Raw genomic sequence first — 13,624 nt, 5'->3', positions numbered from 1 at the left:
CCATGTCTGCAACCGCACAAAAATGGCTGCTGCGCGCCGCGCCGTGGTTTCTGCCCGTCGGCATTGTCCTCGTCTGGCAACTGGCGTCTTCAACTGGCTGGCTGTCGAGCCGCATTTTGCCCTCTCCGGAGGGCGTTGTGGAAGCGTTCTGGTCGCTAAGCGCCAGCGGTGAGCTGTGGCAACATCTTGCCATCAGCTCCTGGCGCGCGGTAATTGGCTTTTCGATTGGCGGAAGCATCGGCCTGACGCTGGGGCTGATCAGCGGCCTGTCACGCTGGGGTGAGCGGCTACTGGATACCTCCGTTCAGATGCTGCGCAACGTGCCGCATCTGGCGCTTATTCCGCTGGTTATCCTGTGGTTTGGCATTGATGAGAGCGCCAAAATTTTCCTCGTGGCGCTGGGAACGTTATTCCCGATTTATATCAATACCTGGCATGGGATCCGTAATATCGATCGCGGTCTGGTGGAGATGGCCCGCAGCTATGGCCTGTCAGGTTTTGCCCTGTTTACCCATGTGATCCTGCCGGGCGCCCTGCCCTCCATTATGGTTGGGGTGCGTTTTGCGCTCGGCCTGATGTGGCTAACCCTGATCGTGGCGGAAACCATTTCGGCTAACTCCGGCATTGGTTATCTGGCGATGAACGCCCGCGAGTTCCTGCAAACGGACGTGGTGGTGGTTGCCATTATCCTTTATGCCCTGCTCGGCAAACTTGCGGACGTCAGCGCCCAGTGGCTGGAACGTAGCTGGCTGCGCTGGAACCCGGCCTACACCGCTCAGGAGGCGAAAGCATGAATACTGCACGACTGAACCAGGGAACACCGTTACTGCTGAACGGCGTGACCAAACGCTACGGCGACAACACCATTCTGAATGCACTGGATCTGCATATTCCTGCCGGACAGTTTGTGGCCGTTGTCGGCCGCAGCGGTGGCGGCAAGAGTACCCTGCTGCGTCTTTTAGCCGGGCTGGAAGCGCCAAACAGCGGTGACATTCTGGCAGGCACTACGCCGCTGGCCACGATTCAGGATGATACGCGCATGATGTTTCAGGACGCGCGTCTGCTGCCGTGGAAAACGGTGATGGATAACGTCGGGCTGGGCCTGAAGGGCAGCTGGCGGGAGGACGCCCGGCAGGCACTCGCTGCGGTAGGGCTGGAGAATCGCGCGGGAGAGTGGCCTGCGGCCCTGTCGGGTGGACAAAAGCAGCGCGTAGCGCTGGCACGCGCGCTGATTCACCGTCCCGGCCTGTTGCTGCTCGATGAACCGCTCGGCGCGCTTGATGCCCTGACGCGGATCGAGATGCAGGATCTGATTGAAACCCTCTGGCAGACGCACGGCTTTACGGTACTGCTGGTGACGCATGATGTCAGTGAAGCCGTGGCAATGGCAGACAGGGTGCTGTTAATAGAAGAGGGCAAAATTGGTCTGGATCTGACGGTAGATATTCCACGTCCTCGCCGCGTGGGATCGGCCAGACTGGCGGAGCTGGAAGCCGAAGTACTGGATCGGGTGATGAAACGTGGGGAAGCGGAGATTCAGCGGATAAAGGCTAATGCCTGATGCCCTCACCCCGGCCCTCTCCCACAGGGAGAGGGAGAAAACCGATGCCCCGCGACCCCACGTAGGCCCGGTAAGCGTAGCGCCACCGGGCTTTTTTACATCAGGCCAGCGCCTTAGCAATCTTCTCGTACAGATCGCCAGACAGATTTTCCAGCCCTTTCAGCTGCTCAAGCGCGGCGCGCATTTTCGCCTGACGCTGCGCATCGTAACGTTTCAGGCGGATCAGCGGCTCAATCAGACGAGACGCCACCTGCGGGTTACGGCTGTTCAGCTCGGTCAGCATTTCAACCATGAACTGATAACCGCTGCCGTCTTCGGCATGGAACGCGGCCGGGTTGCTGCTGGCGAAGGCACCAATCAGAGAGCGGACGCGGTTCGGGTTGCTCATGGTGAACGAACGGTGCTTCAGCAGGCTGCGTACTTTGCTGAGTACATCGGCTGCCGGGCTGGTGGCCTGAAGGATGAACCACTTGTCCATCACCAGACCATCCTGATGCCACTTGTCGTCGTACTCCTGCATCAGCGCATCGCGGCACGGTAGCTCGGCGGCAACGCTTGCGGCCAGCGCGGCCAGGGCATCCGTCATGTTATCGGCTTCGTGGTACTGCTTGCTGACCAGCGTGTTCGCCAGCTCTGCCTCACCAAACGCCAGATAGCGCAGGCAGGTATTGCGCAGGGAACGTTTACCGATATCCGCATGTTCCACCCGATACGCGTCCAGCTTGTTGGCGTTGTAAATGGCGAGGAACTCATCTGCCAGTTCGGTCGCCAGCGTGCGGGTCAGCGCTTCACGCACGGCGACGATGGCAATCGGGTCGATGATGTCAAACAGCTCGGCGATTTCAGTCGCAGAAGGCAGCGTTAAAATTTCAGCCGCCAGCGCCGGATCAATGTTCTCATCCAGCAGGATGGCACGGAACGCGTCTGCCACATGAACCGGCAGCGTCAGCGGCTGGCCCTGCTGGTAACGGTTGACGTTCAGCTTGATGTAGGTCGCCAGCAGACTTTGTGCGGCATCCCAGCGCGAGAAATCGTTGCGCGCGTGACGCATCAGGAACGTCAGCTGCTGATCGCTCCACTTGTATTCGAGTTTCACCGGCGCGGAGAACTCGCACAGCAGGGCAGGAACGGGCTGGAAATAGACGTTATCGAAGATAAAGGTCTGCTCTGTCTGGGTCACGTTCAGCACGTTATGCACCGGGTGGCCGCCCTTCTGTAACGGGATCACGTTGCCTTCGTTGTCGTATAGCTCAACGCTGAACGGAATGTGCAGCGGATGTTTCTCTTCCTGCTCGGCCGTTGGCGGCGTGCGCTGGCTGATGGTCAGCGTGTACTGCTCGGTTTCCGGGTTGTAGTCGTCTTTGACCGTCACGATCGGCGTACCGGCCTGGCTGTACCAGCGGCGGAAATGAGACAAATCGACGTTAGAGGCGTCCTCCATCGCCTGGACGAAATCGTCGCAGGTGGCCGCACTGCCGTCGTGACGCTCAAAGTAAAGCTGCATCCCTTTCTGGAAATTCTCTTCGCCCAGCAGGGTGTGGATCATACGGATAATTTCAGCGCCTTTTTCATACACCGTCAGGGTGTAGAAGTTATTCATCTCAATGACTTTATCCGGGCGGATCGGGTGCGCCATTGGGCTGGCATCTTCTGCAAATTGCAGACCACGCATGGTGCGCACGTTGTTGATGCGGTTCACCGCCCGCGATCCCAGATCGGAGCTGAACTCCTGATCGCGGAAGACGGTTAAGCCCTCTTTCAGGCTCAGCTGGAACCAGTCGCGACAGGTGACGCGGTTCCCGGTCCAGTTATGGAAATATTCGTGGCCGATAACGCGTTCGATATCGAGGTAATCTTTATCCGTGGCGGTATCGGTACGCGCCAGCACGTATTTAGAGTTAAAGATGTTAAGACCTTTATTCTCCATCGCGCCCATGTTGAAGAAATCGACCGCAACGATCATATAGATGTCGAGGTCATATTCGAGGCCAAAGCGCGTTTCATCCCACTTCATGGAGTTGATGAGGGAGGTCATTGCCCACGGTGCGCGGTCAAGGTTGCCACGGTCCACGAACAGCTCCAGCGCGACTTCACGGCCAGAGCGCGTTTTAAAGGTGTCGCGCAGGACATCGAAATCTCCCGCCACCAGCGCAAACAGATAGCAGGGTTTCGGGAACGGATCCTGCCACTGTACCCAGTGACGGCCATTCTCCAGTTCCCCTTCACCAATCCGGTTGCCGTTGGAAAGCAGGTACGGGTACAGCGTTTTGTCGGCAATAATTTTGGTGGTAAAGCGCGCCAGGACGTCCGGGCGATCCAGATACCAGGTAATGTGGCGGAAACCTTCGGCTTCACACTGGGTACACAGGGCTACGCCTGACTGGTAAAGTCCTTCCAGCGCGGTATTGGCGGCAGGGCTAATTTCATTCACGATGCGCAGGGTAAAGCGTTCCGGCAGGTTGTCGATGACCAGCTGGTTGCCTTCTTCTTTATAGTCTGACCAGGCTTCATCGTTAATATGCAGGGAAACCAGCGTCAGGTCTTCACCATCCAGACGCAGCGGCACGGCTGTCGCGCTCTGGCGCGTCACCTGGCTTACCGCCGTCACCACGGTTTTTGTGGCATCCAGGTCGAAAGTCAGATCGATATCGCTTATCAGGTATTCCGGCGCACGATAGTCGTGGCGGTATTTAGCTTGTGGCTGTTGTGTCATAGAAAACCTTATGCATCGTTTGTCGAGTAACGATTCAATATATTCCTGTTGTGTAAAACGCGCTATGCAGAATGTTCATCTTTTCAGGCACAACGCCCTTTTTAGCTACATTTTTATAACACGGGGCACGAAATGCTCTCGACCATAAAGTGTGCTTATGTTGTGATCGGGGTTCAATAAATCACTAAACAGGGTATACTCCGGAGTTGTTTATTGTACTAAACGCTCCCGTGAGAGGATGCTACAGCGCACCTATGACTCAATTCGCTTCTCCGGTTCTGCATACGTTGCTGGATACCGACGCGTACAAGCTGCATATGCAGCAAGCCGTGTTTCACCACTATCATGATGTCCATGTTGCGGCGGAATTTCGCTGCCGGGGTGACGACTTGCTGGGTATCTACGCAGATTCCATTCGTGAACAGGTCGAGGCCATGCAGCATCTGGCGCTCACCGATGACGAATATCAGTGGCTTTCAGGCCTGCCTTTCTTTAAAGCGGATTATCTGAACTGGCTGCGTGAGTTCCGCTATAACCCGGAACAGGTCACCGTCACCAATGATAACGGCAAGCTGGACATTCGTCTGACCGGCCCGTGGCGTGAGGTGATCATGTGGGAAGTGCCGCTTCTGGCCGTGATCAGCGAGCTGGCCCACCGCTATCGCTCCCCTGAAACCGGTGTGACGCAGGCGGTTGCCGCTCTGGAGAATAAACTCGTTGAGTTTTCCAGACTGACCGAAGGGCTGGATATGTCCCGATTCCGTCTGATGGACTTTGGCACGCGCCGCCGCTTCTCTCGCGAGGTTCAGGAAGCCATTGTCAGACGTCTGCAACAGGAGCCGTGGTTCGTTGGCACCAGTAACTACGATCTGGCACGTCGCCTTGATTTAACGCCTATGGGCACCCAGGCGCACGAATGGTTCCAGGCGCACCAGCAGATCAGCCCTGACCTTGCCAACAGCCAGCGCGCCGCCCTCGCCGCGTGGCTAGAGGAATACCCGGATCGGCTGGGTATTGCCCTTACCGACTGCATTACCATGGACGCGTTCCTGCGCGACTTTGGCCCTGAGTTTGCCGAACGCTACCAGGGTTTGCGCCATGATTCCGGGGACCCGGTTGAATGGGGTGAGAAAGCCATCGCCCATTACGAAAAACTGGGCATCGACCCCATGAGTAAGGTGCTGGTCTTCTCCGATAACCTTGACCTGGCGAAAGCCGTCGACCTTTATCGCCATTTCTCATCGCGGGTGAACCTGAGTTTCGGGATTGGTACGCGGTTAACCTGTGATATTCCTCAGGTGAAACCGCTGAACATCGTCATAAAACTGGTGGAATGTAACGGTAAGCCGGTCGCGAAGCTCTCCGACAGTCCGGGCAAAACCATCTGCCATGACAAAGCGTTTGTCCGCGCATTACGTAAAGCCTTCGATCTGCCTCAGGTTAAAAAAGCCAGCTAACGGCTTCGGGGGAGCCTTCATGGCTCCCCTTCTCTTATTAATTTCTTATTTCTTCTCTTAAGACGGTGAAATTTACTTGTCTGATAGCGGATGGCAGGTAACATAGATATTCCCCCTATAAGGGCGGACAAGTGTTTATTTTTTCCGACTATTAACAGAGAGAATATTATGAGCGTTGTGCCTGTAGCCGACGTACTCCAGGGCCGTGTCGCCGTTGACCAGGAGGTCACCGTGCGCGGATGGGTGCGTACTCGCCGAGATTCTAAAGCTGGCATCTCCTTCCTCGCCGTCTATGACGGTTCCTGCTTTGATCCTGTACAGGCCGTCATTAATAATTCTCTGCCCAATTACAATGATGACGTTCTGCACCTGACAACCGGCTGTTCCGTGATCGTCACCGGTGTTGTGGTGGCCTCTCCGGGCCAGGGTCAGAGCTACGAAATTCAGGCGACCTCGGTGGAAGTGACCGGCTGGGTTGAAGATCCGGACACCTACCCGATGGCTGCGAAGCGTCACAGCATCGAATATCTGCGTGAAGTCGCGCACCTGCGTCCGCGCACCAACCTGATTGGTGCGGTTGCCCGCGTGCGTCATACGCTGGCGCAGGCGCTGCATCGTTTCTTTGACGAGCAGGGTTACTTCTGGGTTTCTACTCCGCTGATCACGGCTTCCGATACCGAAGGCGCAGGTGAAATGTTCCGCGTTTCAACGCTGGATATGGAAAACCTGCCGCGTACGCCGGAAGGTAAAGTCGATTACGACAAAGACTTCTTTGGTAAAGAAGCCTTCCTGACGGTTTCCGGCCAGCTCAACGGTGAAACCTACGCCTGTGCGCTGTCTAAGATCTACACCTTCGGCCCAACCTTCCGTGCGGAAAACTCCAACACCAGCCGTCACCTGGCGGAATTCTGGATGCTGGAGCCGGAAGTGGCCTTTGCCGATCTAAATGACGCGGCAGCCCTGGCAGAAGCGATGCTGAAATACGTGTTTAAAGCCGTTCTCGAAGAGCGTGCAGACGACATGAAATTCTTCGCTGAGCGTGTCGATAACGACGCCATCGCCCGTCTTGAGCGCTTCGTCTCCGCAGACTTCGCGCAGGTGGATTACACCGACGCGGTCGCTATCCTGGAAAAATGCGGCGAGAAATTCGAAAACCCGGTTTACTGGGGCGTGGATCTCTCCTCCGAGCACGAACGTTATCTGGCAGAGAAGCACTTTAAAGCACCGGTTGTGGTAAAAAACTATCCGAAAGACATTAAGGCGTTCTATATGCGCCTTAACGAAGACGGTAAAACCGTTGCCGCGATGGATGTCCTCGCGCCGGGCATCGGTGAGATCATCGGTGGCTCCCAGCGTGAAGAGCGCCTGGATGTGCTGGACGCGCGTATGCAGGAGATGGGCCTTAACCCGGCGGACTACAGCTGGTATCGCGATCTCCGTCGCTACGGCACCGTTCCACACTCCGGCTTTGGCCTGGGCTTCGAACGTCTGATTGCTTACGTAACAGGTGTTCAGAACGTACGTGATGTGATTCCGTTCCCACGCACACCGCGTAACGCAAGTTTCTAACCGACCAAATCATTAATGGCCAGCAAATGCTGGCCATTATTTTATCCTGCAATGTCAGTTTTCGTCAGTCAGAAGTAAGCGTCTTTAAACCACAACCCCGCTATTACCTCTACCTGTTACGTTTTGTTTCCACGAAATATCCTGAGACAAAAAAATATCCCCATTCTTATTGCGCTTAAAACAATTCTTACGCATTAGCATAAAAAACAATCAATTTCACAGCCATCTGGATGGCTTTTGTCGATCATAAGAAAAAATGAGCCGTTTAACTTCTGTTTATACGAAAGGCCTTTAGCTAAATTAAACATAAGGAAATCATATATATAAGAATAAAGCGGATGTTTAATTCGCCAGGCGGCACTGAAATTTGAGGTGCTTCACAAAGTTCCCAAAAATACATATTTAGTTACACATATTTTCTTTTGGTAACTTAATCTTGAAGATTGTAGCACTTTCAGTGTAGCGAAACGGTTCTATGAATGGAAAGATGCCTGTCAGACACATAAAGACACCTAACTCTCATCAATAGTTCCGGAAATATTTATTGACAGAATTTATTGGCGGCAGTGGCGAGTGTCATAAAAAAACCAATGAGGGTAATAAATAATGATGAAGCGCAATATCCTGGCAGTGGTAGTCCCTGCCCTGCTGGTAGCCGGTGCAGCAAACGCTGCTGAAATCTATAACAAAGACGGCAACAAATTAGATCTTTACGGGAAAGCAGTTGGCCTGCATTACTTCTCTGATTACGCGGGCAACGATGGCGACAACACTTACGCGCGTCTGGGCTTCAAAGGTGAAACTCAGATCAACGATCAGCTGACTGGCTACGGTCAGTGGGAATACAACTTCCAGGGTAACAACTCTGAAGGTGGCGATGCACAGAACGGCAACAAAACCCGTCTGGCATTCGCAGGTCTGAAATTTGGTGACGCAGGCTCCTTCGACTACGGTCGTAACTACGGTCTGGTCTATGACGCAATCGGCATCACCGATATGCTGCCTGAGTTCGGCGGCGACACCGGCGCGAGCGATAACTTCTTCGCAGGCCGTACGGGTGGTCTGGCGACTTACCGTAACAGCAACTTCTTCGGCCTGGTTGACGGTCTGAACTTTGGTGTTCAGTACCTGGGCAAAAATGAACGTGATGATGCAGTACGTTCCAACGGTGACGGCTGGGCAACCTCTCTGAGCTATGATTTCGACGGTTTCGGCATTGTGGGTGCTTATGGTGCAGCTGACCGTACCAACAACCAGCAGACGCTGGAATGGGGTAAAGGTGACAAAGCTGAACAGTGGGCAACCGGCCTGAAATATGACGCGAACAACATCTACCTGGCAGCTATTTATGGCGAGATGCGTAACGCAGCGCGTCTGGGCAGCCGTGGTTTCGCTAACAAGTCTCAGGACTTCTCTGTCGTCGCTCAGTACCAGTTCGACTTCGGTCTGCGTCCATCCATCGCTTACTACAAATCTAAAGCGAAAGACGTAGAAGGTATCGGTGACGAAGACTACATCAACTACATCGACGTTGGTGCGACATACTACTTCAACAAAAACATGTCTACCTATGTTGACTATCAGATCAACCAGCTGAAAGACGACAACAAGCTGGGCATCAACAACGACGATATCGTGGCTCTGGGTCTGGTTTACCAGTTCTAATCAGCACACCTCGTTGTTATATGCTTAATGAACAGGGCTTCGGCCCTGTTTTTTTATTCCTGAGAGAAAATAATAGCGACTTTTGAAAAGCCGCACGCTTTTCGTCGCAAACGGTTGGCATTTTGTAAATCTACCGTTAACCTGATAGCGGATTTCACTTCTGTAATCACAATGGAACTTCGTCATGTTTGAGAACATTACTGCCGCTCCTGCCGACCCAATTCTGGGCCTGGCCGATCTGTTTCGTGCCGACGACCGCCCTGGCAAAATCAACCTGGGTATTGGTGTATATAAAGATGAAACCGGCAAAACTCCGGTACTGACCAGCGTCAAAAAAGCTGAGCAGTATCTGCTGGAAAACGAAACCACCAAAAACTACCTCGGTATTGATGGTATCCCTGAATTTGGTCGCTGCACCCAGGAGCTGCTGTTCGGCAAAGGCAGCACCATTGTGAGCGAAAAACGCGCCCGCACGGCGCAGACCCCAGGCGGTACCGGCGCACTGCGCGTGGCGGCAGATTTCCTGGCGAAAAACACCTCTGTGAAGCGTGTGTGGGTAAGCAATCCAAGCTGGCCGAACCACAAGAGCGTTTTTAATTCTGCGGGTCTGGAAGTGCGTGAATACGCCTACTACGACGCGGCAAACCACGCGCTGGATTTCGACGGTCTACTGGCCAGCCTGAGCGAAGCCCAGGCGGGCGATGTGGTGCTGTTCCACGGCTGCTGCCATAACCCAACCGGTATCGATCCTACGCTTGAGCAGTGGGAACAGCTGGCTAAGCTGTCCGTTGAAAAAGGCTGGCTGCCGCTGTTCGACTTCGCTTACCAGGGCTTTGCCCGTGGTCTGGAAGAAGATGCAGAAGGTCTGCGCGCATTCGCCGCCGTGCATCAGGAGCTGATTGTCGCAAGCTCCTATTCCAAGAACTTTGGTCTGTATAACGAGCGTGTCGGCGCCTGTACGCTGGTGGCTGCTGACGAAGCAACCGTCGATCGCGCATTCAGCCAGATGAAGTCCGTGATCCGCGCTAACTACTCTAACCCACCGGCACACGGTGCGTCTGTGGTCGCGACGATCCTGAGCAACGATGCGCTGCGCGCAATCTGGGAACAAGAGCTGAACGATATGCGTCAGCGCATTCAGCGCATGCGTCTGCTGTTTGTGAACACGCTGGCTGAGAAAGGCGCTGACCGTGACTTCAGCTTCATCATCAAGCAGAACGGCATGTTCTCCTTCAGCGGCCTGACCAAAGAGCAGGTGCTGCGCCTGCGTGAAGAGTTTGGCGTGTATGCCGTTGCCTCTGGCCGCGTGAACGTTGCAGGTATGACGCCTGACAACATGGCGCCGCTGTGCGAAGCCATTGTCGCGGTGCTGTAACCTGCACCCATAAAAAAAGCCTGCATCGCGCAGGCTTTTTTATTTTACCGGGTTTACCAGACAGGCATTTCATCCTGAAGGAACGGGTTATGCAACCGCTCATCGCCCAGCGTCGACATCGGTCCGTGTCCAGGGATAAACGTCACATCATCACCTAACGGCAATAACTTCTGCTTAATCGACTGAATCAGCTGACCGTGATCGCCGCGTGGGAAATCACTGCGTCCTACGCCCCCTTTGAAAATCACGTCACCGGAAATCAGCAGGCGCGACACGTCATCAAAGAAGACAATATGGCCGGGCGTATGCCCGGGGCAATGCAACACCTGTAAAGTTACATTCCCTACGTTAACGCGATCGCCTTCGTTCAGCCAGCGGTCCGGTGTCAGTGGCTGACACTCATCCAGACCAAACATACGGCTTTGGGCAGGTAGCCCCTGAAGCCAGAACTCATCTTCTTTTTCCGGGCCGATAATCGGCACACCGTAGTGTTCAGCCAGTTCTGCCGCTGCACCCACATGGTCGAGATGGCCATGGGTGAGTAAAATCTGCATCAGCGTTACACCGCTGGCAGCGACTTCCTGCTTGATTGTCTCAGCGTCGCCACCGGGATCAACAAGCGCGGCCAGTTTAGTTTGTTCACACCAGATCAATGAACAGTTCTGTGAGAACGCGGTAACCGGAATAATACGATAGTTCATACTGCTCCTGTGTTTCGTTATTACCAGTGCCGAACCGGCCCGGTATCAATATGCACAAAGTTGCTACGTGGGTAGTATCCTACACCACCTGCGCGCATAGATAACGCCGCTTTGCGAATATTGGCTAACGAAACGCCTTCAATATGGAAATCCATCGCCTGCCCTTTGGTGTGATAGCTTTTTTTCGCTACCCCACGGCTGTGGGCGCGCAGTTCATTGTTGGTATCCAGAGAGCGATAGCCAGAAATGAGTTGCACCGGCCTTTTGGTTCCCAGCAGTCCCTGCAAGCGGTAAAGCTGATCGAATAATCCAGGGTCGATGGCTTTGATTTTATTCGCGCGGAAATCACGGAAAAAATGGTTGAGTCTTGCTAATTCATCCTGAATATAGCCTCTGCCATCGAAAAATTCCGCTTTAAGCGTCTCACCAGTATGCAGATTGTTGAGCGTTAAAATACGCGGACGAGGTGTCGAGAGGGTGGCAAATGCTGGCGTCGGAAGGATGGCTGCTGCGCCCAGCGCAACGCCACCTAACGCCAGCAATTTGCGGCGATTAGCGTCAAATTTGTCCATGATAATCAGGTCTACAGGTAAAAGAAATTGTCAATATGCTTAGCGCACGAAGGGCACCATAACTGGCAAAGCCTGCTACGTCAAGGCGCCCAACCCCAGTGAATACGCGGCTTGCAGCCAGATCGCCTCATATTCACCATAACTTACGACAATCATTTTTACCGAACTACTTCATTTACCTGATTAATTGTTCCGCTTTTGGCAAAATTTGTGCGCCGGATCGCGCTGTCAGATCATAATTGTAAATATCTGTACGATACTGGGTGCGTCCGTCCGCGCCTACAAACGCCGTCAGATAGTAAAGATTGACCGGGATATTGTGACGGATATTGACGTAACGCGTATCCCCCTGCTTCAGGGCATCTGATATCCGCGTATCGTTCCAGCCTGCATCCTGCAACAGCATATTCGCCAGCTCCGAGGCCTTATTCACGCGAACGCAGCCCGAGCTGAGCGCGCGAGCGTCTTTCTGGAACAGATTATGGTTCGGGGTATCATGCAGGTAGATAGCGTCCGAACTTGGCATATTGAATTTGTAACGTCCCAGCGAGTTATGTGCGCCCGGTGCCTGCTGGAAACGGAACGGCAGGTTCGAAGGCGTAATCGTTGACCAGTCGACCATCCAGGGATCAATCGCTTCTTTGCTGTTCCAGCCCCGCATCACCGTATAGTTGTGTCGCTCCAGATAACCCGGGTCATTCCAGACCTTAGGCAGGATATCTTTGCGCGCCAGCGTCGGCGGCACGTTCCACGGCGGGTTAACCACCACGTTATTCAGCGCGCTGCTCATCATTGGCGTTTTACGGTCAGGTCGGCCGACAATCACGCGGGACGCCAGCACTTCGCTACCGTCCTGATAGTAGACCAGGGAGTACGCCGGAATGTTGACCATAATGCCGGTGGATAACGTGCCCGGCAGCAAGCGCAAGCGCTGGATATTCAACGCCAGCACCCCTGCCCGCTGGGCCGGAGAGACGTTCAGCCAGTCGCGAGTAGATGGACCAATCACGCCGTCAGCGCCAAGCCCCTGCGCGGCCTGGAACTGCTTCACTGCGGCGACCAGCTCGCGATCGTAAGCGGCGGGCTTATTGCTCAACGCAACGGCCGTTTTCTCTTTTACCGGCGCCGACGGGCTGACGACCGCATTTTGCGTCTCGTCACCGGGCAGAGCAATTTTAGGGCCGCTGTCAAGAATGCCGGAGCGTTTCATAATTTCGCGGATCGCAGGCACATCGCTGCTCCACTGCCCCGGACGCAGCGTTGTGGTGCCACGCAGCTGAGGCCACGGGCGGGAATCCGCAACCAGCTCAAGAAGCGACTGATGCATCGTGGCATATTGCGGATGGGCAGGCGCAAGGCTTGCGATAAAGCGCGGCAGTTCGCCGTTATCCAGCGACAGCTGCCACTGATTAATGACGGACAGCGCAGGCGTCGCCAGCTTGTACGGTTTACTGCTGTATAACCAGCGGTTGCCGTTCACCGAAATCCCCGCCACAAACTGTAAGTAGCCCATCATGGCATCAGACAGCACCACGTCACGCGCCTGTCCGGAAACGGCAGGGTCGGTCAGGAGCTCAACCCAGGTCGTGAACTGCGGCTGAAAGCCTGCAATCGCCACTTCAGCCAGCTGCTGCTGGAAGGCTCGTACCGCCTCGCGATTTTCCCACATCGGTTTCATATCGCGCGCAGCGTAAAGCAGCGTGAGCTGGTTAATATAAGCGGGAGTATAGCCCGAGGGCAGGCCGGTCATAAGCTGCTGGCGTAATGATTCAGTATCGATGCCTTCCGGCAGCGGTTTAATGCCGGCCATGATGGCCGTCGCCGGAGACTGATCCAGCGGTTGTGACAGCGACGTCGGCTGCGCGCCCATCGTCGCGGAGCTGTCAGTCGGTACAATTTCAGGCTCATCGGCCTGAGCGGTAAACAGTGGAGCAAACATCACTGTCAGGCACAAACTCAGCGCAGACAGCTGACGACCACGATTTTTCTTAAGCAACATCCCTTGCCCCCT

The 13,624-nt window shown here is 54.6% G+C and carries 10 protein-coding genes; 6 read left to right on the top strand and 4 right to left on the bottom strand.

The window, feature by feature from the left end:
- Positions 1-2 precede the first annotated feature (2 nt).
- Both ssuC and ssuB read left to right on the top strand, forming a co-directional pair.
- Entirely contained in the window at positions 3-794 is a 792-nt protein-coding gene (ssuC, locus tag L463_RS10855) for an aliphatic sulfonate ABC transporter permease SsuC (RefSeq protein ID WP_003858185.1), read from the top strand.
- On the top strand, positions 791-1,561 hold the full coding sequence (gene ssuB / locus L463_RS10860; protein WP_015570909.1) for an aliphatic sulfonates ABC transporter ATP-binding protein: 771 nt from the start codon (positions 791-793) through the stop codon (positions 1,559-1,561). Before ssuC ends, ssuB begins: the two co-directional genes overlap by 4 nt.
- A 100-nt stretch (positions 1,562-1,661) precedes the next feature.
- On the opposite strand, the gene pepN is transcribed toward ssuB, so the two are convergent.
- Complete coding sequence (gene pepN / locus L463_RS10865) at positions 1,662-4,274, bottom strand: aminopeptidase N (protein ID WP_032673176.1); 2,613 nt, start codon at positions 4,272-4,274, stop codon at positions 1,662-1,664.
- Between the two features lie 254 nt (positions 4,275-4,528).
- Between pepN and pncB the strand changes: the two genes are divergently transcribed.
- From pncB to L463_RS10885, 4 genes are all read left to right on the top strand, one after another.
- On the top strand, positions 4,529-5,731 hold the full coding sequence (gene pncB / locus L463_RS10870) for a nicotinate phosphoribosyltransferase (RefSeq protein WP_015570954.1): 1,203 nt from the start codon (positions 4,529-4,531) through the stop codon (positions 5,729-5,731).
- A 168-nt stretch (positions 5,732-5,899) separates the two neighbouring features.
- Entirely contained in the window at positions 5,900-7,300 is a 1,401-nt protein-coding gene (gene asnS / locus L463_RS10875; RefSeq protein WP_015570955.1) for an asparagine--tRNA ligase, read from the top strand.
- Between the two features lie 606 nt (positions 7,301-7,906).
- Positions 7,907-8,965: a porin OmpF gene (ompF, locus tag L463_RS10880; protein ID WP_017384819.1), complete on the top strand. Its 1,059-nt coding sequence runs from the start codon at positions 7,907-7,909 to the stop codon at positions 8,963-8,965.
- A gap of 184 nt (positions 8,966-9,149) precedes the next feature.
- Positions 9,150-10,340 (top strand): amino acid aminotransferase, encoded by a 1,191-nt coding sequence (locus L463_RS10885; RefSeq protein WP_017384820.1) that lies wholly within the window; start codon positions 9,150-9,152, stop codon positions 10,338-10,340.
- A 53-nt stretch (positions 10,341-10,393) separates the two neighbouring features.
- On the opposite strand, the gene L463_RS10890 is transcribed toward L463_RS10885, so the two are convergent.
- The 3 genes from L463_RS10890 to ldtD form a co-directional block, all read right to left on the bottom strand.
- Positions 10,394-11,041 carry an MBL fold metallo-hydrolase gene (locus L463_RS10890; RefSeq protein ID WP_015570958.1) on the bottom strand — a complete coding sequence of 216 codons (648 nt, stop codon included), beginning with the start codon at positions 11,039-11,041 and terminating at the stop codon, positions 10,394-10,396.
- Between the two features lie 20 nt (positions 11,042-11,061).
- Positions 11,062-11,613, bottom strand: coding sequence for a peptidoglycan L,D-endopeptidase MepK (locus L463_RS10895; RefSeq protein ID WP_003858202.1), 552 nt, complete (start codon positions 11,611-11,613; stop codon positions 11,062-11,064).
- 175 nt (positions 11,614-11,788) lie between these two features.
- Positions 11,789-13,612 carry a L,D-transpeptidase gene (gene ldtD / locus L463_RS10900; RefSeq protein ID WP_015570960.1) on the bottom strand — a complete coding sequence of 608 codons (1,824 nt, stop codon included), beginning with the start codon at positions 13,610-13,612 and terminating at the stop codon, positions 11,789-11,791.
- Positions 13,613-13,624 lie beyond the last annotated feature (12 nt).

It is taken from the genome of Enterobacter sp. BIDMC 27 (assembly GCF_000534415.1).
GTDB lineage: Bacteria > Pseudomonadota > Gammaproteobacteria > Enterobacterales > Enterobacteriaceae > Enterobacter > Enterobacter hormaechei_C.
This window is presented reverse-complemented; position numbering and strand designations above follow the sequence as displayed.